This window comes from Anaerobacterium chartisolvens (genome assembly GCF_003337415.1).
GTDB lineage: Bacteria > Bacillota > Clostridia > Acetivibrionales > DSM-27016 > Anaerobacterium > Anaerobacterium chartisolvens.
Window position 1 is genome coordinate 148,424 of the sequence record NZ_QPJT01000008.1, and the last position, 23,989, is coordinate 172,412.

23 protein-coding genes are annotated in these 23,989 nt (G+C 43.4%); all 23 read right to left on the reverse strand.

The genetic code is table 11. From position 1 onward, the window contains the following. Window positions 1-39 precede the first annotated feature (39 nt). Window positions 40-648, reverse strand: coding sequence for a D-Ala-D-Ala dipeptidase VanX (gene vanX / locus DFR58_RS08860; RefSeq protein WP_114297474.1), 609 nt, complete (start codon window positions 646-648; stop codon window positions 40-42). Next, entirely contained in the window at window positions 645-1,685 is a 1,041-nt protein-coding gene (vanI, locus tag DFR58_RS08865; RefSeq protein ID WP_114297475.1) for a D-alanine--(R)-lactate ligase VanI, read from the reverse strand. The genes vanX and vanI overlap by 4 nt, the downstream gene beginning before the upstream one ends. Continuing rightward, on the reverse strand, window positions 1,678-2,646 hold the full coding sequence (gene vanH, locus DFR58_RS08870) for a D-lactate dehydrogenase VanH (protein WP_114297476.1): 969 nt from the start codon (window positions 2,644-2,646) through the stop codon (window positions 1,678-1,680). The genes vanI and vanH overlap by 8 nt, the downstream gene beginning before the upstream one ends. Before the next feature lie 325 nt (window positions 2,647-2,971). Continuing rightward, on the reverse strand, window positions 2,972-3,946 hold the full coding sequence (locus DFR58_RS08875) for a D-alanyl-D-alanine carboxypeptidase family protein (protein ID WP_114297477.1): 975 nt from the start codon (window positions 3,944-3,946) through the stop codon (window positions 2,972-2,974). A 110-nt stretch (window positions 3,947-4,056) separates the two neighbouring features. After that, a complete protein-coding gene (locus tag DFR58_RS08880; protein WP_207659184.1) occupies window positions 4,057-5,196 on the reverse strand; it encodes a lipid II:glycine glycyltransferase FemX in 1,140 nt (379 codons plus the stop codon). Window positions 5,197-5,289: 93 nt separating this feature from the next. After that, entirely contained in the window at window positions 5,290-6,426 is a 1,137-nt protein-coding gene (gene vanS / locus DFR58_RS08885) for a vancomycin resistance histidine kinase VanS (protein ID WP_207659186.1), read from the reverse strand. Beyond that, window positions 6,404-7,102, reverse strand: coding sequence for a VanR-ABDEGLN family response regulator transcription factor (vanR, locus tag DFR58_RS08890; protein WP_114297478.1), 699 nt, complete (start codon window positions 7,100-7,102; stop codon window positions 6,404-6,406). Before vanR ends, vanS begins: the two co-directional genes overlap by 23 nt. 192 nt (window positions 7,103-7,294) lie before the next feature. After that, window positions 7,295-8,497 (reverse strand): DNA-methyltransferase, encoded by a 1,203-nt coding sequence (locus DFR58_RS08895; protein WP_114297479.1) that lies wholly within the window; start codon window positions 8,495-8,497, stop codon window positions 7,295-7,297. A 6-nt stretch (window positions 8,498-8,503) separates the two neighbouring features. Further along, window positions 8,504-9,220 carry an ApaLI family restriction endonuclease gene (locus DFR58_RS08900; RefSeq protein WP_242987485.1) on the reverse strand — a complete coding sequence of 239 codons (717 nt, stop codon included), beginning with the start codon at window positions 9,218-9,220 and terminating at the stop codon, window positions 8,504-8,506. Window positions 9,221-9,319: 99 nt separating this feature from the next. Continuing rightward, window positions 9,320-10,513 (reverse strand): M24 family metallopeptidase, encoded by a 1,194-nt coding sequence (locus tag DFR58_RS08905; RefSeq protein ID WP_114297480.1) that lies wholly within the window; start codon window positions 10,511-10,513, stop codon window positions 9,320-9,322. 363 nt (window positions 10,514-10,876) lie between these two features. Then, complete coding sequence (locus tag DFR58_RS08910; RefSeq protein WP_114297481.1) at window positions 10,877-11,314, reverse strand: VOC family protein; 438 nt, start codon at window positions 11,312-11,314, stop codon at window positions 10,877-10,879. Between the two features lie 235 nt (window positions 11,315-11,549). Continuing rightward, window positions 11,550-12,917 (reverse strand): phosphopantetheine-binding protein, encoded by a 1,368-nt coding sequence (locus DFR58_RS08915; protein WP_114297482.1) that lies wholly within the window; start codon window positions 12,915-12,917, stop codon window positions 11,550-11,552. A 267-nt stretch (window positions 12,918-13,184) separates the two neighbouring features. After that, window positions 13,185-13,376 carry a hypothetical protein gene (locus DFR58_RS08920; RefSeq protein WP_114297483.1) on the reverse strand — a complete coding sequence of 64 codons (192 nt, stop codon included), beginning with the start codon at window positions 13,374-13,376 and terminating at the stop codon, window positions 13,185-13,187. A gap of 80 nt (window positions 13,377-13,456) precedes the next feature. Beyond that, window positions 13,457-15,190 carry a sulfate adenylyltransferase subunit 1 gene (locus tag DFR58_RS08925; RefSeq protein ID WP_114297484.1) on the reverse strand — a complete coding sequence of 578 codons (1,734 nt, stop codon included), beginning with the start codon at window positions 15,188-15,190 and terminating at the stop codon, window positions 13,457-13,459. Window positions 15,191-15,263: 73 nt separating this feature from the next. Next, window positions 15,264-16,064: a sulfate adenylyltransferase subunit CysD gene (cysD, locus tag DFR58_RS08930; protein ID WP_114297485.1), complete on the reverse strand. Its 801-nt coding sequence runs from the start codon at window positions 16,062-16,064 to the stop codon at window positions 15,264-15,266. A gap of 12 nt (window positions 16,065-16,076) precedes the next feature. Further along, complete coding sequence (locus DFR58_RS08935; protein WP_114297486.1) at window positions 16,077-16,391, reverse strand: 4Fe-4S dicluster domain-containing protein; 315 nt, start codon at window positions 16,389-16,391, stop codon at window positions 16,077-16,079. Further along, window positions 16,375-18,063: an adenylyl-sulfate reductase subunit alpha gene (locus DFR58_RS08940; protein WP_114297509.1), complete on the reverse strand. Its 1,689-nt coding sequence runs from the start codon at window positions 18,061-18,063 to the stop codon at window positions 16,375-16,377. The genes DFR58_RS08935 and DFR58_RS08940 overlap by 17 nt, the downstream gene beginning before the upstream one ends. A 46-nt stretch (window positions 18,064-18,109) precedes the next feature. After that, window positions 18,110-18,979: a 4Fe-4S binding protein gene (locus DFR58_RS08945; protein ID WP_114297487.1), complete on the reverse strand. Its 870-nt coding sequence runs from the start codon at window positions 18,977-18,979 to the stop codon at window positions 18,110-18,112. 22 nt (window positions 18,980-19,001) lie between these two features. Next, complete coding sequence (locus DFR58_RS08950) at window positions 19,002-19,739, reverse strand: ABC transporter permease (RefSeq protein WP_207659187.1); 738 nt, start codon at window positions 19,737-19,739, stop codon at window positions 19,002-19,004. Beyond that, a complete protein-coding gene (locus DFR58_RS08955; protein WP_114297488.1) occupies window positions 19,708-20,547 on the reverse strand; it encodes an ABC transporter ATP-binding protein in 840 nt (279 codons plus the stop codon). Before DFR58_RS08955 ends, DFR58_RS08950 begins: the two co-directional genes overlap by 32 nt. A gap of 33 nt (window positions 20,548-20,580) precedes the next feature. After that, window positions 20,581-21,618 carry an aliphatic sulfonate ABC transporter substrate-binding protein gene (locus DFR58_RS08960; RefSeq protein ID WP_114297489.1) on the reverse strand — a complete coding sequence of 346 codons (1,038 nt, stop codon included), beginning with the start codon at window positions 21,616-21,618 and terminating at the stop codon, window positions 20,581-20,583. A 149-nt stretch (window positions 21,619-21,767) separates the two neighbouring features. Then, entirely contained in the window at window positions 21,768-22,703 is a 936-nt protein-coding gene (gene cysK / locus DFR58_RS08965; protein ID WP_114297490.1) for a cysteine synthase A, read from the reverse strand. A 134-nt stretch (window positions 22,704-22,837) separates the two neighbouring features. After that, entirely contained in the window at window positions 22,838-23,977 is a 1,140-nt protein-coding gene (locus DFR58_RS08970; RefSeq protein WP_114297491.1) for a trans-sulfuration enzyme family protein, read from the reverse strand. Window positions 23,978-23,989 lie beyond the last annotated feature (12 nt).

Sequence of the window (23,989 nt, forward strand, 5' to 3'; positions counted from 1 at the left end):
TAATTGCAACGCTTTTGGCAATTTCTTCGGCCGGACGGGCTATGTGATGGGAAAATCAAAATAAGTGTTTGGATAAGGCTCGTGCTTCAGTGTGTAGTGCCACCACTCGCAATGGTATGAAGCAAAGCTGCAGGCCTCCATGATAGAACAAAGGTATTGGCGGTTTCTTGCTTCGGCTTGCATGATTCCTTTTGCTCCATGATGTGACACTGAATCCATTAAATCAAAGTCGCCGCCCATTGGAACAAGTGTGCCGTCAGCTAAATGATAAAGCGTTAAGTCAACTGCGCTGCCCCGACTGTGGCCCGACTTAGCGGCTACATATCCTTTTTCAACCATATCTGTTTTGTCAATGTTGGGATAGTGTTTTAGTTTCGTCCGGCCGTCTTCCGGCTGCTTTGACCATCGCAGAAAACAATCCACGGCGCTTTGAGGGCGATAGCCATCCCAAAGAAGCAAGCCAAAGCCAAAGGCTGCGGCGTTTTCTCGGGCTTTTTCCAGGGCTGCGCATAAAGCTCTCGTACCGACAATTCGATTCGCTACATATCCGTCCACCGGCTTGCCGGTAAAATTATCCCAAGTGGCATATTTAGCATCCCAGCGTATTCCGGATACAAATTCGTCTATAAAGACAAAATCATTTTTCATCGTCCCTCCCCTTTCAATGTCAACGATACAATCCGGTCGATCATTCCGGCAAACGACAGCCCTGCGGCTGCCATCATTCTCGGATAACGGCTGTATGAGGTCATACCGGGCAAAGTATTAACCTCGTTAAGTATTACTTTTCCATCTTCCGTAAGGAACATATCCACCCGTGAAAGTCCCCTGCATCCCAAAGCTCGATATACAGCTTTTGCTGTCTCACGAACGAGCAAGCGCACTTCTGCCGGAATGTCGGCGGGAACGATTATTGTTGAGTTTTCGGAACCGTTTTCAGGCTTATTCTCCTGATGAATTCTGAAAAAACCATGCGATAGACAAATTTGATCTACCTCTCCTGCAATCAAATCCATATCGTTCCCTAATATCGCACATCCTACCTCGCTGCCGGCGACAGCCTCTTCAATCAACACCTTCGAGTCATACTGTCTTGCGATTTCCACCGCACTCAGCAACTCTTCTTTTCGACATGCCTTGCTAACTCCGAAGGAGGAGCCCGAACGGGCCGGCTTTACAAAAACGGGATAAGTAAGCCGGTCGGCATCAATATTCTTGTTCGCTGTGACAGTCCAGAATTTTGGTGTAGCAATTCCCGCGTTTCCAGCGACGATATAAGCAAGGGATTTGTCCATGCACAGAGCTGAGCTTTGGACATCGCAGCCTGCATAGGGGATGCCGGAAAGCTCCAATAAGCCTTGCATCGCGCCATCCTCGCCAAGCTTGCCGTGCAGAACGGGAAACACCATATCCAAACGGATCGTTTTGTATTGTCCCTGCTCCACAACAAGCAATCCGTGTACGCTTCTGTCCGGTGACAGTATAACCGGACGGCAATTGCCGTTTTCCCAATTTTCATCAGGGCAGGGACAAAGCTTCCAAGCACCATTTTTTGTAATCCCGATATAGAACGGTTCATACTTTTCGATATCAAGGTTTTTTGCAACCTCTTGCGCAGATTTAACGGAGATGGGATGTTCCTCGGAGCATCCTCCGAATATAATTGCGATTTTCAACCTATCCATGCTGCTTTCTCCTTTCAAATTTCAGGCAATTGATAATAGTATTTTCAACAGTATCGCTTAAGGCACGCTCTGTATAATAGGCGGTGTGCGGAGTAATAAGCACATTCGGTAATTTCTGCAATCGTAACAGCAGTTTGCTTTCAATGGGTTTGTTTCTGTAGTCAAAGTAGAATACTCCTTCCTCTCCTTCTACGACATCCAAAGCCGCACCGCCTAATTTACCGCTTTCCAACGCCGGAATAACAGCCTCGGTATCAATAAGTGAGCCGCGTCCAGTATTGATAATAAATGCGCCGTGCTTCATATTCTCGATACGTTGATGATTTAAAAGATGTTTTGTATCGGCGTTAAGTGGTATATGTAGCGTTACAATATCGCTCTGCTGTAACAAATCATCAAGAGCAACGTAATGGGCAGAGGCTATGGGATGAGGGTCATGGGCTAATGTGTGGCAGCCGAAGCCCCTCAGCCTATCCATAACTGCTGCGCCAATGCGTCCCGTTCCGATTACCCCAACGGTCATATCACGTAATTCTTTCCCGCGCACAGCATTCAATCTGAAATCATGAATATCTGCACATCTGATAATGGATTTTGCATTTCGCACCGCCATAAGCATCAGCATTAATGTGTAATCAGCCACGCTATCGGGCGAATAAGCGACATTTTCAACGGAAATACCAACGCTCTGGGCGTATTTTACATTAATATGGTTATATCCAATACTTCTTGTGGAAATATACATTACACCAGCTTGGCTGAGTGCCAGAAGATTGGAATTAGTGATTTCAGTTTTATGACCGACGCTGATGCATTTATTTCCAAGTGCCAGCTCAGTATTAGCTTCAGATACCGCTGCATCCGTGATAGTTGGCATAACGCCAAAGCGAGGCGCCATCTCCCGGAACAAAACGGCCTCGTCCTGCTCGCATCCATAAATTGTTATTCCTGCTTTTGCCATGATTTAGATTTATCCTTTCATATTTCTTATTTGCTTTTATCGCTACATATATAGGACGCGATAAAGATTTTACATGGAGGATATAACTTGGTGGAAGAAATTATATCCTCTATGTTTGTAAAATCTTTATCGCTACATATATATAAATCGCACTAATGAATTTACATCAAAGAGGATGCGATTTATAACCCTAGACAACGTCTAATCCCCCCTTTTCGGAATATAAAAGCCTGCCATGTTCGGTAATTTCATATTACCGAAACCAGACAGGCGATGTTGGATTTTTAACTTATCAAAATCTTAATAAATTCTTATGAAAAGCTTATTATTCCCCTAAGCTGTTGTACACCGCCAATGCATCAGTAACATTGTATTTCTCGGATTTGGGATTTCCCTTGGCACCCGCTGTAATCAGAATATATTCCTGCTTGCCTACTTTGGCAAGACTCGCGAGACACAGTCCGGCCTCATTGGTGTATCCTGTTTTTCCGCCTAAAATTTCCCCATTAATAATGTTTTGATGCTTAAGCTCTTCAAACATAGTGCTATTTAAGGTTATCCCGCCGGAATGCTTATTCGTAGGCTGCGTGAAATGGCAGGATGAAGTGAAAATTTCCCGGAAGGTTTCGTTTTGCAGCGCGTAACGTAAAAGAACAGCCAGATCCTTGACTGTTGTATAGTGGTTTACATTGTGAAGTCCCGTCGTATTTTCAAAATGGGTATTGTCCATACCGAGATCTGCTGCCTTTCGATTCATTATTTTTACAAAATCCCGCTCTGAGCCGGCAATCTGATCGGCAAGTGCAACACAGCACTCCGCGCCGCTCGGCAGCATTACCCCGTATAACAGATCAATTGCCCCGACCTGCTCACCCGGTTGGAAGCCTGCCATTGATGCATCTGCTCCGTACAGCCCCTGAAACGTAGAATTGGTAAGCTTGATTTCTTCCTTCAGATCAGGTAAATTTTCTATCGCAGCAATGGCTGTCATCATTTTAGTCAAAGAAGCAGGATAGATTTTTTCTTCACTATTTTTTTGCATAAGGACGGTATAATCATTTAAACGGATCAGAATCACATTAGGACTGTTCAGCTTGTCCGAAGATATAGAAACAGAGGGATCGGGTTGTATCCTTGGCGGATGAACCAATGCTGTTCTATCGTTATACTCTTTCTCAAATATTTGGTGATTTTCTGGAGTAATGACGGCTTTGTAAACAAAAGCAGTAATGACAACCATCAATAGAAGTCCTGCAAACATGCGTATCCCTGACTTTTTCTTTTGTACTTTTCGTACCATAATAAAACAACTCCTTATTTTGTGCTGATATTATTTAAACACAGAAAAAGGAGCTATTTGGGAATTCCATCTTATGAATTTCTTAAGATTTTCTTATAACGCCAGCACAATCAGCCTTTAGTGCTTGAATTTTTATCGTCACTCCTGCGGGCTGTAAGGGTAAAAATCTTTCTCCTTATTTCTCTGAACAGCTTTTCACCTTTTTCAACCGCGGTATATATCAGGGGGTTGAACACATAATCTAATTCTCCCACAAATTCTGTAAAATCGCCGTTAAAGCCTTTTTTAAACTTATAAAGGCCATACAAGGGATTGCTTTCCTCCAGATTTCCCGATACTCCTCTAAAATCATATATGCTGCAGTTGTTCTCCCGTGCCCATTTGATCATCTCCCATTGAAGCAGATAGTTGGGCATTACATTCCTGTATTGGCTGCTGCTTGCACCATACAGGTACCAACATTTATCGCCGTAAAAAATAGCGACAGCACCTGAAACCATTTTGTCGTCATAGTATGCAAGGTAAAGCCTCAAGTGTTCAGGCCCCAGACAGTCGTACATTTTTTCAAAGTATTCCGCGCTTCTTATAACAAACTTATCCCTTATACCTGTCTCAAGCATTATTTTATGGAACTCTGGTATATCCTCCCTTTTTCCTATTCTGACGGTAACACCCTTTCTTATGGCAAGGCTTATGTTATATCTGGTCTTGTGATGAAATGATTTTAATAGCTCATCTTCAGTTCTGCCGAGAAGCTTTAATCTGAAAACGAACCGCGGCTGTATTCCTTCAAAATTCAGTGCTTCATTTTTTGTGCGAAAGTTCAGGCTTTTTATAATGCTCTGGAATTCCTCGTCACTTTTTTCGATGTCGGGGTCCAGCCTCAAAACATAACTTTTATACTCTCTGGAAAGCTGTTTTGCACTGTCAAGAAGAGCCTTAAGGGTTTTAAAGTCATGAGTGTCGCACACGGGACCGCGGGGAGAGTACATTAATGTATATTTCATAAAGGGTATCTTACGGATTAAAACGCTCATTGAACCCTTTATATTTCCGGAATCATCCCTAACGGTTAAAATTCTATTTGCCCAATTCGATTTGACGGCTGCCCACTCGGGAGACTGCATAAAATGTCCTTTATGGTGTGACATTATAAACGATTTGTATTCTTCGATATCGGTATTTGCTGTAACCTCCAAATTTACAAACATGCGTATCCCCGACTTTTTCTTTTGTACTTTTCGCACCATAATAAACCATCTCCTTATTCTGTAATGATATTATTCAACCACAGAGCAAGGAGCCATATTAGAATTTCATCTTATGAATTTCTTAAGATTTTCTTATGACGGAAGCTTTATTGTAAATGTAGTACTTTCTCTGTTGCTTTCCACAGAGATTATTCCATCGTGAGCAGTGACAATTTCCTGGGCAATTGCCAAGCCTAGCCCTGCTCCACCTGTGCTTGTGGAACGTGCGGTATCTAATCGGTAAAATTTTTCAAAAATACTATCAAGCTTTCCCTGCGGGATTGGATTTCCCTGATTAGTAAAGGTTATAACAATATTTTTGTCCTGCTGCACCGCAGAAATATCAATGACGCTGTTTTCATAGCTATAGGCTACCGCGTTTTTCAGAATATTGTTGAACACACGGGCCAGCTTGTCTGCATCTCCCCACAGAGTGAGCCCGTCAGGCACATTGACCGACACCTGCTTTTCTTGCGGAGTCAGCATTGGATAGAATTCATCTGCCATCTGCTGGAGCATCAACAGTAAATTGATTTTTTCTTTATCCAAAACAATAGCTTGAAGATTAAATCTTGTGATTTCAAAAAACTCATTTATAAGCTGCTCTAATCGATAAGCTTTTTCCAAGGTAATACCGACATATTTTGCCTTCTGTTTAAGAGGCATATCAGGAGCTTCATCCAGAAGACTTAAGTATCCTATAACGGAGGTCAGAGGTGTCTTTATATCATGAGCTAAGTAAACCACCAAATCATTCTTGCGCTGTTCGGCTTCCAGCGCGGCTTTCTTTTGTTTTTGCAAGTTGTTTTTTATCTGATTCAGCTTATTTTCCATAAAAGCCAACTCCGGTGATAATGTAATTTCTTCATCGTATTCCTCAGCAAGCTTATCCATTCCGTCACTGACCTCATCGAAATATTTGGTAAACCAAGAAATTGAAAATTTAAGCAAAATAACTAAGAATATGAGAATCACAATAAGTGTAATAGCTTCTATATTATAGATAAATAGAAAATGAGTAATCATTATAGCTGTTCTGTCTGGGATATGAAATATATTCATTAAAAAGTCTGCAATAGTATCTCCAAAACTAAAGTATTTTTGAATTGCAAAACGCAGAAGGATAACAGTTGCAACTGTAGCAAAAATAACAAGTATCATTTTAAGAAATATTTTATTTTTTAATTTCGAATAATCATTTTTTCTTTTACTTTTCAATTTTATAGCCAACCCCCCATACAGTTTTTATATATTTGGGATGCTCTGCGCTGTCGTGCATTTTTTCTCTTAAATGCCGGATATGAACCATTACCGTATTGTTGCTGTTAGTGAAATACTTATCTCCCCATACCTCATGGAACAATTCTTCCGAGCTGACCACCCGTCCGCGATTGTAGCAAAGGACCCAAAGAATTGAAAACTCTGTAGGAGTGAGAGATAGCTTTTTTTCATTCAGCTTGCATTCATGGGTATCCATGTCCAATACCAAGCCGGAAAAGGCAATCAAGCGTTCTTCGTGTTTTGGCTCTGAAGAATTATATTTAGTAAATCTCCGAAGCTGCGCCTTTACACGGGCAATAAGCTCCAATGGACGGAACGGCTTGGTGATATAGTCATCCGCACCTAATGTCAGTCCGGTAATCTTATCGATTTCTTCTTCTTTGGCTGTCAGCATGATAACCGGGAAATTATACTTTTCCCGGATTTGCCGACAGATTGAAAAACCGTCTATATCGGGGAGCATGACATCCAATATTGCTAAATCTATATTTTGGTTTTCAACACAATGTAACGCATCCCGCCCATTATAGAACTTGAATACATCATAATTTTCGCTTTTCAAATATACTTCAATCAAGTCCGCAATGGACTGTTCATCGTCTACCACTAAAATATTTGCTGTCATAGTCTGCTCAACTCCCTCTTTCACAAAAGCTCATAATATTATATCAAGGAATCGAAAACGGTTTTGTGGATTTAATCTTATCAAATCCTTAAGATTATCTTAAGGAAATATAGAACGAGGACACTCCTCAAATATGCAGCACAAAGCCCACGCTATACTTGAGAACTGTCCCCCTGTGTCAGTGCAGTCATTTTAGCCTGTCTTTTGCTTTTTAGAATTTTGAGAAACCAACCATTGCTGAAGAATAACATCATACCTGTCAATTAACAGTATGTTATCCGGTAAGCTGTCAACGTGCAACGCTTCATTTGGGTTTGTTCTAACTAATATCATTAATGTGCATTTTTTTGTCTTACTTGATTTTATGAGCAGGTTTAATGAGTCAATAATATTTTCGGTTTCCCTTTGAATTTTAATTGATACGGGACCACCTGAATAATTTACTTTTAAAAAGCCATCAATCCCTTTGTTTCTTTGAACAGGGATTGCATCCAGTGCTTTTAAAATTGAAAGCTCATCGTTTGTTTTGTTTATATAACTGTTTTTACCTTCTGTCAGCAGGGCCGAATTTGTTTTAACAGGATTAGCCAGACGCTTTTTAGCCAGTTCTACAGCATCCTTTGAGATATCTATACCTGCAAACCTTCTGTTTAACAGCTTAGCAGACACCAGAGCTGTTCCGCTGCCACAAAACGGGTCCAGTACTAAATCTCCCTCATCGGTTACAAGCTTAATAATCTGTTCTAGCAACAATATGGGCTTTTGGGTAGGATAGCCCGTTCTTTCTGCTGCTTTAGGGTTTAAATATGGTATTTCCCAAACATCAGACAACGGAACTCCCCTCTTTTGCTGTGCTAAAATTATCTCTCCATCGCAGTCTCTTTTATATATTGACTTTCCATATTCATTTCTTTCTCTCAATTGAAGTATTTGATCAATGTTTGTTGTCTCTGAATACTCTGTATATATAGTATTAAATTTAAAATCATGAGACCTACTGTAAAAATATATTGTTTGGTGCCCACACATTAAACCTTTTTTAGAATTCGACCATCTCTTATAGCTCCAAATTATTTCACTTTGGAAATTGTCTTCTCCAAACAATTCATCTAATAGAACTCGTAAATGGTGTGAAGCTGACTTATCGCAATGCAGAAATATACTGCCGGTTTGCTTTAAAATTCTTCTGCATTCTATGAGCCTTTGCCGCATAAAATCAATGTACTCATGTACAGAACTCCAAGTGTCATCAAATGAGTATTCCTTTGTATTGTCTCTTGTCTTTAAATATTGGCTTTTCTGTGTAAAAAATGGAGGATCTAAATATATTAAATCAATACTGCTACTTTCCATGTCTTGTATAATGTTGAGGCAGTCTCCTAAATAAATGCTCACTATAATTCACTCTCCCAAGCTGCTTTCATTATTTGCTATCTCCAACAGTATCTCTTTTAAATTCACTCCCGTACTTTGTAAAATATACTCCCACGCTTCGTCACCAGAGTAATAGTAACCCTGAACTCCTGAATATAAAGTAGCAAGCGTATTTTGAATCTTTTGCGCCTTCTTTCTGTTGGGGTAATAGAACATAATTCTTACAGGTGTATAGCCTGCATCCTTTATTGCCTTTATTCTTGTATGCTCCTTTGTAATATGGTCACCATCAGTAGTTGCATCCCTCCATTTTATTTCATGAGCCATATTACCTACAGCGCAATCAATTTCGAAGGTCTTCGGCCTGCTTCCCAGCGTATTTGGTATTTTTAACTTCTGTGCCTGATGGAATTTATATTTAAAGCATAAAAAAGCCGCTTGTTCTAAAAATGCTCCGGCATACTTGTAAAGAAACCGGCCTTTATTTTGATTGATATCAATTAAATCGCCTTCCTTATCAGTAATGCCTAATACTCTATAAATCAGGTAGTGTGATTTATCATCCTTTTTCATTTTTCCAATACGCTCAGATACCTTTTCCTTTAATATTACAGTATAATTTGCCGATAATTCCTTTATATCAAGCTTCAGCTTTTTATAATTTACGTCTTTCATCATTTTGATGTTTAAAGTGTATACAAAAGTATACTCTTTATTCTCCCTCACAAATGTATTCTTTATCATATTATAAGGTATTAAGCTCCTCGGGTTCAACCCTAAAGAAAGCCCGAATAGGCAGATTCGTACGGAACGCCTTAGGGGGGCGTTCCGTGGGAGGCGCATTCAGTATACCGGGATCATGCCCCGGCTGTCCCCCGTAATGGATTCGCCTCCGTCAGGCGTGACTATAAAGGTATTCTCAATCCCCACCATACCAACATCCTTTATTCCCTTTTTAGGCTCAATGGCAAAAACCATCCCTTCCTTCAGCGGCTGCAAAAAGCCCTCGGCAATTACAGGAAATTCGTCTATATGCAGTCCTACTCCATGACCTATAAACTTTACCCGGCGGCTCCCAAAGCCCATAAAGTTTTCCAGAAATTCATTGTCCAGACTTTCCATAATGCTGCCGTATATATGCTCGGGTATCGCTCCGGGCTTTAGCATTGCCGCCGCACGGTGCTGTATCTCGACACACTTGTTATGGGCAGAAATAACTTCGGAAGGCAGCGGTCTGCCAAACATATATGTCATAGTCTTATCGGTATTATAGCCATCCACACAGCATCCTATATCAACAAACACCATATCCCCCTTGCGAAGCTTGCGCTCACGGCTGCCCAGCAGCGGCACCGCAGGACTCATTCCGTAGTTGCCCCCCGGCCCGTCAAAGGCCGTAGGATAAATTGAGCTTTCTCCAAAGCACACACTTCCAAGCACCACCTCGGTTTCAAACATCGAGAAGCGCGCTATGCCGTAATGCCCCTCCTCCACCATAGTAGAAAACAGACGCGTGGCAAAGGAGGCCTCGCTCATTCCTTCCTCAAGCATTCCCGGCACGAGGTCTTCAAGCACTCTGCGGTGAATTTTCCCGGCTTGTCTCATAAGCTCCAGCTCATAAACACTTTTCACGGAACGCACCGAAGCAATGCACCTGTCAAGAGACTGTGCCCTGCTAAAGGGAAAATGCTTCTGAAGCCTTTGAAATAGCGCTAATGGCACTATTTCGGTTTCCATATACACCGTATCGGAAAGCCCGCTCACAGATGCCACGGCATCCCGAAAGCTTTTCATTGGCCTTATGTCTGAAAACATAGACTCGTCAACAGCCCTCTCATAGCTTCTCCTTACCCACAGCACCGCCTCTGAGTCTCTGCGTATAAGCAGCATTCCGTCCTGCATTGTTCCTGTAAAATAATAAAGGTTTATTTTGCCGAATATTATTGCTGTCTCCCACCCGGGATTCGCCCCCTCCATTTCAGAGCGAAACCTATCCATGCGAGACTTAAGCTCCGCAACAGGCACTTTATTGTTCATAGACCGATCTCCTTACAGTTATCTAAGAGTTAATTTATTCACAAGTGATTATATCACAAAATTAAGGCGTATGTCTGTGTCCGTTTGAATAAACAGCTAACAGTAAGAGTAGAAATTGTTCCGGACGACATTATTCTACATACTTATATAAATTAGGATACAAGCTATCTAAAAAGGATGTAAAATAATTTCCGGAAGAATAATTTCCCCGGAATACGTGACCGCGCTACAATTTAGACTAACTAAAGTCACAAGCGTCTTCTACAGGTATACATGCTTCTGTAGTTAGAGTAGAAATTATTCTGGAGGATATTATTTCACATCCTCCGTTATGTGATATGTTAAAACCTAAGCTGCATAAAATCACTTGGCTTTATTTCCCACTATTTCCACAATGCCTGAGTTGATATTGAAAAGATAACAGCAGATCAGACTCTTTTCATACATAGGCTTAAATGGCTTGGTAATTATAAAGTAACCCTCTTTTTTAAAAAGCTCCACTCCCTTTAAAAAGTCATTTACCCTGTAGCATACATGGTATAGGGCAGACTCTCTTTCCTTAAGCAGGCTGTCCACAGGGCTCGGCTTTCCGGCAGGCTCTACCAGCTCAATCATGTAAGGCTCAATCTCATTATATAGATAGGAGCAATACACATTCTGGCCTTGATCAAGCTCTCTGTAAATTTTTACTTTAGGATAAATATGCTTTAATGCTTCAATTGAATTATCGGTAGATCTGGTGGCATAAGCTGTATGGTGCAGCTTAAGCTTTAACCTCACATCTCTTTCAACATTATTCATTCTTTATCACAACCCTCTACACTATGAGTCTCTTATTATCACATCCCCGGTTGTGTATTATTGTTATATTTATAAATCATCATATTATTTGTATAAACATGGAATATAAACGTATAATAGCCTTAATTTAACTCATTGTCAATACTAATGTTTATTAAAAAACAAAAGGAGCTTCTTTAAAAAACAAAGCTCCTGCAATACAATTCTCCTTCCGCCATTTAAGGCACTAGCCTGCTTACAGCACTTCCTCCAGCTTTTTCACAACATTTCTTTCCATCGCAATTATTTTATTAATGTGTTTTAAATATATCTTTCCCGCAATGAAATCCCCCTTAAAGTAGCGGTAAATAACCTTCATCCTGAACCTTTTCCACTCTTCAACAAGCTCCGACAAGTCATCGTTCAAATTTTGCCTGGAAAACTCAGGGTAAATATCCCGGTATTGCTCCAGCATTTCCTTAAGCAGCATTTTCCTCGCCAAAACAGCCCAAAGCTTCCAATCCAGAAATCCTTTTACGTCTATGTATTTGTAGTAGGAGTGCTTATGGTCAAGGCAAAGCCCCTCACTTTCAAAAATTTGCTTTAACATCTCCATAGCTTCAAACCCGCAGTATACCTTAAAACCATTATTATAATAGCAAGGCTTAAAATAATTGCTTATGCTCTTTCTCAGCAAATCCTTTATGTCAATGCCTCTGGCGAGCTTTTCTGTGTCTATGTCAACAGAAGCAAAAATTAAATCCAGATCAAACGCAGGCTTTAAGTCAGTCTTCTTTATCACTCCGACAGATTTATTTTTACCGTATGGTATAAACCTGTCGTTAAGAACAGCAGGGACTTCTATATAATACAGCATCTCATCGTCATGGGCCACAGCTATAAAGGTGTGATTGCTTTTTTCAATCTCCTCCTGAAGATCTGTAACCTCAAAATCCAGACTTATAAAGTCCTTATTAAACGGAAGCTTCTTTGTATATGTTTTTATAACTACAATCTTGCCTTGCTCAAGCAGCCGTTCTATATCCGCCATTGACTCATAGCCCTTACCGTTAACAACCTCCGCTTTAAACAACTCGTCCACCTCATCAAAATTGTCGCACCATATGTTGCACAGGCTTCCGTCAGGGTTTAACGACACATTTACAGAAATGTCCTGCATCAAAATACCGACATACTTTGCATAGTCCTTTACATATCTTTTAAGATAGAAATAATACATAAGGGAATTACAGTCTAAAAGCTGAGTAAACTCATCAAAGCTGCCGTCTCTGCAGAAATAATATTCCGCATCAAGATTTTCCCGCATCGCTCTGGGCATGTCCCCCTTTTCTATGTAGGACGTCCTTTCCCATAAAATTTGCGCCAGCCTCTCAATTGTAGGGTTTTCCAGAACATCCTGCGCTGTGAGACCTATATTCTTTATTCTTTTTGCAATGAGATCGGCCTTTATCGGATCTCCTCCCAGCTCAAAAAAGTTGTCTTTTATTCCAAGATGTCTATTTACCTGAAGCACTTCCTCCCACGCCTTCATTACAATAAACTGGGTGCCGTCCGTCACGGGAACATAAATCCCTGCAGCTTCCTTTTTATTATCCTCAAGCATAGCCGTTTCCTCCCCGAAGCATCAAGTCCGCCCAATAATGAGCGTGTACGTTTATATTTTACATATTTATATAATGCTTGTAAATATGACATCTTGGTGTTGGGTGCATAAATTATATCTGACACAGCATTTCGGAAAATCGCCATAGGGATTACAATTGAAGCACCTTTTTCACATAACAGCATAATTATCCAAAAAAAATGGTTAAAAAGAGCCAATATATTATGGCGTTTTATTCCAAATCCAGATTTTTAATAAGCTCCCTATCTATCTTCCCCTCACTTCGAGGGGAAGGAAAAGAAGGTCCATGTAGGTCTTGCAGGATGTCTCCTTATTTCTTTTGCTAGCTGCTTTACATGCGCCTGCGTTGTTCTTCTCATTTTCTTCTCCAGCGCCCTTCTTTTTCTTCCCCTCGATGTGAGGGGAAGATAGAAGGGGAGTTAAAATTTGCATTTTCATTCATATTACCACAAAATATATTCGTTGGTAACATTTTCGTCACTTAAATTAAATACACCCCTTGGTGTTTATAAAACTATCTATATTGTATATTCAGGCTGGTATAATTCAGAGCTTTCCTTATAAATGATTCTTCTTCCCTTCATTATATCAAACCATTTATTAGCAAATGCTGCAAGCTCCTTTCCGTCTCTTACGTCAATTTTGCCTAAATCCTCTTTAAATTCCTCATATAGCTTGTGAGATGATATATTTATATAAAAGCCGCTTGTGTTTATTGCAGGAATGCCTGAATACTTGTAGTCCTCAAAGTGCATAATATCGGTAAATATTCCCTTCCTTACAAGTACTGCCTTGTTCCGGCGCACATCTATTATATCGACACTGTCAGGATAAAAATACGTTTCTCCCTCTAAGGGAACCGAATCCCCCTGAACAAAAAGCCTGTGGTGGGGAGTTGCTTTTCTAACCGCTCCCTCAGGCAGCATATAAAAGTATTCGTCAAAGCAGCTTACCACAATCTCTTCATCCTCCCTGACAAACCTGCTTACCTCATTCGTTAGGGCTTCTACTCCCGAAACTATTCCCCCTCCGCACACATCATAGCCGTCCACTATTACAAACCGTCCTGTGTTCTGGTTGCTTTTAAACTGATCAAAGCACAGCTTTTCTTTCGTCCGTATGGTTACCTCCGCCACATCGTTTGTTTTGACCCGAGATGCATCCTCAATTGCCTCAAGCGTTGTTGCGTCAATAACCCTGTCAATTGAAACAACCTCACATTCCATCTCCTGAGTTACTGCCTTTATTTTATACTTTTTGTCCTTTACAAGGTTATTCCTTCCCATCCAGAACAGGTTGACCTTAAAAACATCGGATATCACAGGAGCTTCATCCTTATGGGTTATGATCTCCCCCCTCTTATTAAAAAACTCATCCTCCACCGTAATACCCACAGACATACCCGCCTCCGCGGTGTCCCTTTTGTCATTGTCCGTCCAGTATTCTATCGTCTTTATGCGTGTGAGCTTCCGACTGGGAGAAATAAGTATCTCATCTCCCACCCGAAGCCTTCCCGATTCGATTCTGCCTGCGATAATCCTCCTGTTGTCAAACTTATAGACATCCTGTATGGGAAGCCTCAGCGGCTTTTCCTCAAGCCCCTTATCCTTCTCAAACATATCTATGGACTCAAGTATGGGAGATCCGTCATACCAAGGCATTTTATCCGACTTAAGCGCAATGTTTTCTCCAAGGAAGGCTGAAACAGGTATATATCTTAATGGATAAACCTTCAGGCTGTTTAAAAATTGGTTCATTTCAAGCTTTATTGCATTGAACCTCTGCTCGGAATAGTCAATGAGATCCATTTTGTTGACTATTACATATACCTTCTGTATTCCAAGAAGCGAAAGGATATATCCATGTCTTTTGGATTGCTCCTGTATGCCCTCATTGGCGTCAATAATAACAAGAGCCGCCTCCGCGTTTGCCGCCCCCGATATCATGTTTTTGAGGAATTCCTTGTGCCCCGGGGCGTCAATAATTACATACTCCCTTTTTTCTGTATGGAACTGAAGCTGAGTGGTGTCAATTGTAATACCCTGCTTCTGCTCCTCCTCAAAGGCATCCAGAAGATATGCATACTCGAAGGGCTTTCCCTTTTCCTTTGAAATCCTCTTAACCCTGTCTATCGCGCCCTCCGGCAGAGATTTGGTGTCATAAAGCAGCCTTCCTATTACGGTGGACTTTCCATGATCCACATGCCCCACTACTACTATTTTAAGAATTTCCTTAACGTTTTCCTCTGTCATATATTTGCACCCTCTTTTCCTCACAGAATAAATTTAGCCCGTCTTTAGAAGAAACCTTCTTTAGCTCCCAGCCTTACATATAGCCGTCCTTCCTGAGCTTCTGCATTGCATAGGCATCCTCCTGATCCTGAGCCCGCCCGGCTCTTTCACTTACCTTTGTGTTTTTAAGCTCCTCAATTATCTCCTCTATGCTGGATGCCTCTGAGTCGATTTTCCCGGTACACGGAGCGCAGCCAAGGCTTCTGTACCTCTTTCCATCCTTGGAAAAGTACAGGTCTACAAGGGGTATATTTTCGCGGCCTATATACGCCCATATGTCAATCTCATTCCAGTGCAGAATGGGATGCACCCTTATATGGTTTCCCTTGGGGAAGTCTGTCTTAAACTGATCCCACAGCTCGGGAGGCTGATTTGTATAATCCCATTCGGAATCCTTGTTCCTTTCGCTGAATACCCTCTCCTTTGACCGTGAGCCCTCTTCATCCCTTCTTATACCGAGAATAAGGCCCTCAAATTCATATCTTGCAACAACCTGCTGAAGCCCGTCGGTCTTCAGTGCCTTGCAGCATACCAGCCTGCCATGCCCGGGGCCCATTCCCTGCTCTAACGCCTCCCGGTTTGTGTGTACAATGAGATCCAAGTTATACTCCTTTGCTATCCTGTCCCTGTACTCAATCATTTCAGGTATTTTATAGGTTGTATCCACATGTATGAACGGGAAAGGGCAGTGCCCGAAAAACGCTTTCTTTGCCAGCCACAGAAGCACCGTGGAGTCCTTTCCTATAGACCACAGCATTCCCAGCTTTCCAAACTTCTTATAGGCCTCTCTCAATATAAATATGCTCTGTGCCTCCAGCCTGTCTAAATGATCCATTTAAAACCCCTCCTAATACTTGTTCGATTCCTTTTGATTAATTGTAATTACCCTTTCCTCTCCTTCGGCTCCGGCAATGTGCCAGTGCAGAAAATGCCCGTCCCTTTTTGTATGCAGTGTTGAGCCCATTCCCCCTATATCCGCACCCAGAAAGTAGCTCACAGCTCCGTACAGGCATTCCTTAAGGCAGGCGGTGCAGCCCCAGCAGTCCCTTGGGTACCTGCTTTCCGCCTTTCCGTTTTTGTCTTTATACAGAAGCGTCCCTGGGCATACCCTGATGCATTTTCCGCAGCCCGTGCATTTTGAGGTATCAATTGTTATGCTCATAAGCCTCATCCCTCTTTACCAAATCTCTTAAAATTATTTTTACCTCTCCGTCCTCAAAGCGAGAGTTTACATACTTAAGCCAGTTTTTGTCATCCCTTGCGGGGTAGTCGGCATTTTCATGAAAGCTGTGCCACCGCGTTTCCTTTCTCGCCTCAAGGTGCTTTATGAGTACCCTGCACACCCACAGCCGGTCTATAAGCTCATAAATAAGCTTAAGCCCGTGCAGATCGGAAGCCCTGAGCGATGCGCCGAGTTCCATCAATTGGGCAATGCGCTCCTCAGCAAGCTTAAGCTTGCCGGAATTCACTGTATAGCCCGAGGATATTCCTCCCGCATAGTCATCCATAGCCTTTTGCATGGCCTCCTCCAGCTCTTCAACGCTATACAGAGGCAATTCGCCTCCTAAAAATGTGTTGACACCGTCCAGTATTTCAGCAACCCTTTTGCCGCAAATTGCAGTGCCGCTTTTCCCCTTTATATGGTTCAAAGCCGACAAGGCCGCTATTTCCGCTTCCGCAAAGCATCCCGTAACATATTTCTGCGGGCTTCCTCCCGCCACATCTCCCGCGGCATAAAGCCCCTCTATTGTAGAAGCCCTTTCTGTATCCACCCAGTACCCGCTCCCGGTATGCCCGCCGACAATATACGGCTCGGTGCCCTCAATCTCAACATTCTGCCGCGCTGGGCCCCGTCCTGCTTCGATCCATTTTAACGTCTGTGCGGGAGCCATGTTCAAATAGGCCTTTAACAGCTCCTCCTCCTGCTCCTCTGTAATTCCCTCCGTTTTAAGGTAGCACGGGCCTCTCCCGCTCCTGTTCTCCATGACTGTCGAATACAGGCGCATGGATGTCTTAGGAGTGCCGTAGCTGCTTTCGTACTCTTTTCCCAAGCCATTTATCTGCTCGGCACCCACGCCCTGAGAAATAGTGCCTGTAGGAGCAATTGTATCCTTACACCTTAGGGCAATAAAGCGCATTTCAAAGGTTGTCATCTCGGCTCCCGCCCTTATGCCCATAGCGTATCCCGCTCCGGTATTGAAGGGGCAGTACCACATCTTATGCCTTGAAAAGCCGGGATTATTAGGCTTATACAGGCCCGCGGCACCCCCGGCGGCACATATTACCGCCTTTGATGAAATTACATACAGTATGTTTTTTTCGATAGAGAATCCGTACGCTCCTACTGCTTTACCGTTTTCAACAATATAGTCAACCACGTTTACCCGGTTTAAAACCTGTATATTTTCCTCGCTCTCCACAGCGTCAGCCAAAAGCGTCTTAATATTTTCCCCGTTTATTTTTATATTCCGCCTGCCCCGTGAGGCATACTCCCCGTTTTCATCCTTCAGTATAACGAGTCCCAGCCTTTCCATATTTCGGGTTACTCTGTTCAAGCCCTTCGCCATGCTGTAGACAAGATCCTCCCGTAATATTCCCGCAGCATCATTTCTTGCATAGTCCAAATACGTGTCCGGTGTTTCTCCCTTTACAATATAGGCATTGAGAGCATTGACTCCCGCGGCAAGGCACCCGCTCCGGCTTATATGCGCCTTTTCGGCTATAATAACCCTTGCGCCGGAGCTCCCGGCAATTGTCAGTGCGGCATAGCACCCCGCGGTGCCCCCTCCTATAATAAGCACATCCGTTTCCAATATCTCTGCTTCCAGCTTTATACCTCTGCCCACTCCACTGCCCTCCCCCTAAAATCCATACAATGTATCACTTCAACGCCTCCTTCAGCGTATCGTCAAAAAGCTCCCATCCCACCCTGTCCAGTGTATTGCGAAACCTTTCTCCCTTTTTGGCATGATCTCCGAAAAACTTAAGAGTAACCTCAACAATTTTGTGCAGCTCCTTCTTTGCAAATATGATGGGAAGCAGCCGCCTTCCTATAGCTATCCTGTTTCCGAACAGTCCCCCGAAATATATAATAAATCCCGGCTTCCCCTCCCATGCATTTACGGGACATGCCTTGACACACCTTCCGCAGTACAGGCAGTTACCTTCATTAAAATTAAGCAGTCTATCTTTTTTAGAAACCTTTATTGCCTTTGCCGGGCAGATATTCATGCACAGCCCGCAAAAGCTGCACCCTTCCTCATTCCATAGCGGCTTCATTCCTCCCTTTACCCCAAGGTCATTCTCCTCCGCCTTAAGGCAGTTGTTCCTGCAGCCTGTAATTCCAAGCTTGAATTTATGAGGAAGCTCTCTGGCATAATACCTAAGGTTGAATTCGTCGGCAATATCAGCCGTATCAATAAGCCCGCTCCGGCATACCGCATTTCCCTGACACGCTGTAATTGTTCTTACCCTCGCCCCCCCGGCTCCGGGCTCTAAGCCCGCCTCAGTCAGCTCACGCTTCACCGCGTCTATATCTTGAAGCTTGATAAAGGGTATCTCAATGCTCTGCCTTGACGTCATATGCACATACCCCGCTCCATACCTTTCTGCAAGCTCATACACCTTTTTCAGCGCTTCAGCCTTTACCCTTCCTCCTGCAACTCTCAGCCTGAGGGAAAAACGGTCCTTCTGCACCTGATTTAAAAATCCCTGCTTTTTAAGCTCCTTAACGTAATCCGATTGTTTCACCCGTTCATTCCCCCTTATCCTTCTAAGCCCTGTCAAGACCCCATTTCTGCCTTACATTAGCCTCAAGCCGTCCGAAAGCAAGCTTATCAACCGCAAGCCCCAGAACTATTATTACAACCATAACCGCCATAACCTGGCTTATATCCGCCAGATCCCTTCCAACCATAAGCACCTGGCCCAAGCCCTTTGTGGCAGACATCATTTCACCTGCCATTAACGCCCTCCATGCAAAAGACCAGCCCTGCTTAAGGCCTGAAATAACGCCCGGAAGCGCGGCGGGGATTATGACATTCCAATATGCCTTGAGCCCGCTTGCGCCCATAGTTCTGGCCGCTCTTACGTACAGGGGATTGACATTTTTTATCCCCGACTCTATTGCAATGGTTACGGCAAAGGTCGAGCCCACTGCTATGACAAATATTATGGCGCTTTCATTAAGCCCGTACCACAGTATTGCAAAGGGCAGCCAGCAAATGCTCGGCAGTGTCTGAAGGCCCAGTATGATTGCGCTGAGGTTTTCATCAAGATACTTAAAGCGTACTATTACAAGACCCATAGCCATCCCTATTACAACAGAAATAAAATACCCTGCCGCAATTCTTTTTAAGCTGGCGGCTATGGCAATTCCCAGCGTGTTGTCGCCTATCAGCTCAACAAGCGTAGTGAATACTGAAAAAGGTGAGGGAAAAGTGTACGGCTTCCATATTCCCAGCACCCCTACACCTATCCTATAAGCCAGCTCCCATATTACTATCAGCATCAGGTAAAACAGAATCCTTTTCAATATGCCAATCGCTGTCGTACTCAGATTTCGCAACCTTTTCTACCTCCTCCTTCAATTCTTTTAATATATACCCCACCATATATGACAAGTCCTGGCTCTCAATATGCCTTGGCCTTGCAAGCTGGATATCAAACTCCTTTTTTACCCTTCCGGGGTTTGCGGACATTACTATTACCCTGTCGGCAAGTAGGACAGCCTCCTCTACATTGTGTGTGACAAATATTACCGTCTTCTTTGTCTCCCACCATATCTGCTGAAGCTCAAGCTGCAAAATGTTTTTAGTCTGGCTGTCAAGTGCCGCAAACGGTTCATCCATAAGAAGAATTTTTGAGTCCAGCGTAAGCGCCCTTGCAAGCGACACCCTTTGCTTCATTCCGCCCGACAGCTCATGTATAAAGGATTTTTGGAATTTAGTAAGATGAACCATTTTAAGATATTTCAAAGCCTTTTGTCTGCGCTGCTGCTTTGGTATGCCGGCCATCTTCATGCCAAACTCGACATTATCCACCACCCGCAGCCACGGAAACAGCGCCGATTCCTGAAACATAACCGCCCTGTCGGGGCCCGCTCCCTTAACCTCACAGCCGTTCAGCAAAATCCGGCCCCGGCTTGCCCCCTCTAGGCCCGCTATAATATTGAGCAGCGTTGATTTGCCGCAGCCCGAAGGCCCAAGAATGCAAACAAATTCCCCTTCCTTTATTTCAAGATTTATATTATCAAGGGTATGCGTCTTTTTATGTCTTGCAGCAAACTCTTTCCCCACATTTTCAATAACCAAGCTCAAAATACACACCTCTCTCTGTTAAATACTGTCCGCTCATTGTGCATAAATGCCCTTCTCTTTTAAAACCTTATTTAAAATGTCCAGATTGAACAAATTCCCCGTGTCAGGACTTTGCTTAAGAAATCCTGAATCCACCGACAATTCTACAAATTCATATACCGACTGCTTCTGTGGATCGTTTGTTATTATCAGTCTGTTAAAGGCTTGATTAAGCACCTCCTGCGAAAGGGGCTTCTTTGTAAGCTCCTCTATCTGGGAATTTACGGCAGTCTTTGCGGCGTCCTGATTTTTGTTGATATAGTCTGTAAGCTCGACATGAGCCGTCAGAAACCTTTCTACTATGTCGGGGTGATCCTTCAAAAATTCCGTTCTTGCCACCACCACCGCAGTTGTATATTTGCCTTCCCTCCATACCTCGTTGTAGTCCAGCACCACATTGGCCTGCACCTCATTGATAAGCCTTGAGCCCCAAGGCTCGGGCACCAGAGCCGCGTCAATCTCCCCTGCGTCCAGCAGCGTCTTTATGTCAGCGTTTTCCGCCTGCCTTATTTCAACAGTACCGCCCTTTGCAGAATCCGCCAGCCCGTTTTCCCTTAAAAGATTCCTGAGCGACAGATCCTGAGTATTGCCGAACTGAGGCACCGCTACCCTTTTACCGCTCAGTTCCTTAACATCGCTTATTACAAGATCCCTTCTTGAAACAAGAACCGCGCCTGCGTCGGTAGCTCCGGCAATGATTTGCAGCTCTCCTCCCGATTTTGAATAACCGTTGATTGCAGGCCCCGGACCTATGTACCCTATGTCTATCTCACCTGCAAAAAACGCCTCAATTTCAGAAGGCCCCGCATTAAAAACCTTCCACTCAATTGACGCCAAATCTCCCAGAGCCTTTTGAAACTGGCCCCCGGCCCTCCCCACCAGCGCTTGGGAATGCGTTATATTGGGAAAGTGAGCAATCCTTACCGAAAGAGCCTTTTGCTGTCCACTAGATTCGCAGGCTGCAAAAATACCCGCTAGAAAAATAGCCGACAAAAATACCCCGGCAGCCTTTACAAATTTATACCCCCCCATTTTTCAGCCCCCTTAACATTAAATTCAAAGCAAAAACACATTTATAGAGCCTAAAGCTTTAGGCTAATATAGTATTCATATCGTTTTTGTAGGTTTTATGGGTAATCAAAAAGGAGAGGATCTCCCCTCCTTTAAACGTCATGCTTACATTATGACTCTTGAAAAAGCGGCGTAGACAAATATCTTTCTCCTGTATCGGGCAGAAGCACAACTATTGTCTTGCCCTTATTTTCAGGCCTCTTTGCAACCTGTGTGGCAGCAAAAGCCGCAGCGCCTGACGATATACCCACTAAAAGCCCCTCTGATCTGGAAATCTTTCTGGAGGTTTCAAACGCCTCTTCATTCTTAACCTTAAATATTTCATCCGCTATTTCCTTATTGAAAACATCGGGTATAAAGCCGGCGCCTATTCCCTGTATCTTATGAGGTCCGGGATTCCCTCCCGACAGCACGGGGGAATCATTGGGCTCTACGGCTATGATCTGAACTCCCGGCTTTCTCTGCTTAAGCACCTCTCCTACGCCTGTAATAGTGCCGCCTGTGCCGACACCTCCTATAAATATGTCCACCTCACCGTCGGTATCCCTCCATATTTCCTCTGCCGTCGTTCTCCTGTGTATTTCAGGATTGGCGGGATTTTTAAACTGCTGGGGCATATATGAGGATGGAGTCTGGGCAACTAACTCCTCCGCTTTTCTGATAGCCCCCTTCATGCCTTCACTTCCGGGAGTCAAAACAAGCTCGGCTCCTAAAGCCTTCAAAAGATTTCTTCTCTCAACACTCATTGTATCAGGCATTGTAAGTATAAGCCTATAGCCCTTGGCAGCGGCAACAAAAGCCAGGCCTATTCCGGTATTCCCGCTGGTGGGCTCAATTATTACCGTGTCCTTGTTTATCAGTCCCTTGTCCTCGGCATCCTTAATCATTGCATAGCCTATTCTGTCCTTAACGCTCGACGCAGGGTTGAAGTACTCAAGCTTGGCTATCAGCCTTGCTTCCAAGCCCTCGGATTTATTGTAATTTGACAGCTCCAGAAGTGGGGTATTGCCGATTAAATCAGTCAGGTTTTTAGCAATCTTTGACATAGTATCGCCTCCAAAATTTTATTTCCTATTATTCTTATCTGTTTTATATTAATTAAATATTAATGCTTTTAGCATAGTATGTCAATAGGTTTTGTAGATATTTTTTAATTTTCATATATGTTTAGTAGGTATTATTAATCCTGCACAAGCGAGGACTGAAAATCCTCCATTAAATCCTCCATTTCCTCAAGCCCAACAGACACCCTTATAAGGTCGTCAGTGATGCCTAATCTTTCCCTTTCATTTTGCGGAATTGACGCGTGAGACATTTTTACAGGGTATGAAACTATAGTCTCCACCCCTCCAAGGCTTACCGCGACAGCAGCCATTTTTATCTTTTTCATAAAGCTCGCCGCACTGTTCCTGTCGCCTGTTTTAAAGGACAATACCGCGCCCGCCCCGTCTGCCTGTGAAAAATGCACATCCCTGTCCTTATGGCTGGAAATTCCGGGATAGAAAACCTGCCGGACATTTGGCAGGCTATCCAGCCACTCCGCAAGCCTTTGCGCGTTTCTTTGCTGGTAGTCCAGCCTGACCTTGAGGGTTTTTAAGCCCCTCAGCAAAAGCCAGCTGTCCTGAGGGCCTAATATGGCTCCAAATCCGTTTTGGACACTGTAAACCTTTGCCGCCAGCTCTCTGCCCTTAACCACCGCCAGTCCCGCCACAACATCGCTGTGCCCCCCTATAAATTTGGTGGCACTGTGAATAACTATATCTATTCCCAGCTCAATAGGCCTTTGAAGGTAGGGAGACATAAAGGTGTTGTCAATTATAGTTATAAGCTCCCTTTCCTTGGCTATTTTCACCGCTTCTCTGATGTTGGTTATTTTGAGAAGAGGATTTGACGGAGTTTCCAGAAAAAGCGCTTTAGTATTGGATCTTATCGCGCTCCTTACGGCATCTAAGTCAGATGCGTCTACAAAGGTCACCTCCACATTGAACCGGCTGAAAAAGCCCGACCCTATTCTGTAGGTGCCTCCGTAAACATCCTCACAAACAATAATGTGATCCCCCGAGGAAAAAATGGACAAAACAGAGGACGTGGCCGCCATTCCCGAAGAAAATGCAAAGCCCCTGTCCCCTCCCTCCAAAATAGCTATGGTTTCCTCCAAAGCCTTTCTGGTGGGATTGCCCGAGCGTGAATAATCAAATTCCTGAGGCCTGTCAACATCCTCCTGATGATAGGTGGATGCATGGTAAATGGGTATGCTCAGCGCTCCCGTATTTTTATCTATTTCATTTCCGTTATGAATCAGCTTTGAACCGAATCTCATTTTATTATCACC

What these genes read in the sequence shown, in the direction of transcription:
- vanX (WP_114297474.1), bottom strand. Translation starts at nt 648, where the DNA reads ATGAAAAATGATTTTGTCTTTATAGACGAATTTGTATCCGGAATACGC.
- vanI (WP_114297475.1), bottom strand. Translation starts at nt 1,685, where the DNA reads ATGGATAGGTTGAAAATCGCAATTATATTCGGAGGATGCTCCGAGGAA.
- vanH (WP_114297476.1), bottom strand. Translation starts at nt 2,646, where the DNA reads ATGGCAAAAGCAGGAATAACAATTTATGGATGCGAGCAGGACGAGGCC.
- DFR58_RS08875 (WP_114297477.1), bottom strand. Translation starts at nt 3,946, where the DNA reads ATGGTACGAAAAGTACAAAAGAAAAAGTCAGGGATACGCATGTTTGCA.
- DFR58_RS08880 (WP_207659184.1), bottom strand. Translation starts at nt 5,196, where the DNA reads ATGGTGCGAAAAGTACAAAAGAAAAAGTCGGGGATACGCATGTTTGTA.
- vanR (WP_114297478.1), bottom strand. Translation starts at nt 7,102, where the DNA reads ATGACAGCAAATATTTTAGTGGTAGACGATGAACAGTCCATTGCGGAC.
- DFR58_RS08900 (WP_242987485.1), bottom strand. Translation starts at nt 9,220, where the DNA reads ATGATAAAGAATACATTTGTGAGGGAGAATAAAGAGTATACTTTTGTA.
- DFR58_RS08905 (WP_114297480.1), bottom strand. Translation starts at nt 10,513, where the DNA reads ATGAACAATAAAGTGCCTGTTGCGGAGCTTAAGTCTCGCATGGATAGG.
- DFR58_RS08910 (WP_114297481.1), bottom strand. Translation starts at nt 11,314, where the DNA reads ATGAATAATGTTGAAAGAGATGTGAGGTTAAAGCTTAAGCTGCACCAT.
- DFR58_RS08915 (WP_114297482.1), bottom strand. Translation starts at nt 12,917, where the DNA reads ATGCTTGAGGATAATAAAAAGGAAGCTGCAGGGATTTATGTTCCCGTG.
- DFR58_RS08920 (WP_114297483.1), bottom strand. Translation starts at nt 13,376, where the DNA reads ATGAAAATGCAAATTTTAACTCCCCTTCTATCTTCCCCTCACATCGAG.
- DFR58_RS08925 (WP_114297484.1), bottom strand. Translation starts at nt 15,190, where the DNA reads ATGACAGAGGAAAACGTTAAGGAAATTCTTAAAATAGTAGTAGTGGGG.
- cysD (WP_114297485.1), bottom strand. Translation starts at nt 16,064, where the DNA reads ATGGATCATTTAGACAGGCTGGAGGCACAGAGCATATTTATATTGAGA.
- DFR58_RS08935 (WP_114297486.1), bottom strand. Translation starts at nt 16,391, where the DNA reads ATGAGCATAACAATTGATACCTCAAAATGCACGGGCTGCGGAAAATGC.
- DFR58_RS08950 (WP_207659187.1), bottom strand. Translation starts at nt 19,739, where the DNA reads ATGCTGATAGTAATATGGGAGCTGGCTTATAGGATAGGTGTAGGGGTG.
- DFR58_RS08960 (WP_114297489.1), bottom strand. Translation starts at nt 21,618, where the DNA reads ATGGGGGGGTATAAATTTGTAAAGGCTGCCGGGGTATTTTTGTCGGCT.
- cysK (WP_114297490.1), bottom strand. Translation starts at nt 22,703, where the DNA reads ATGTCAAAGATTGCTAAAAACCTGACTGATTTAATCGGCAATACCCCA.
- DFR58_RS08970 (WP_114297491.1), bottom strand. Translation starts at nt 23,977, where the DNA reads ATGAGATTCGGTTCAAAGCTGATTCATAACGGAAATGAAATAGATAAA.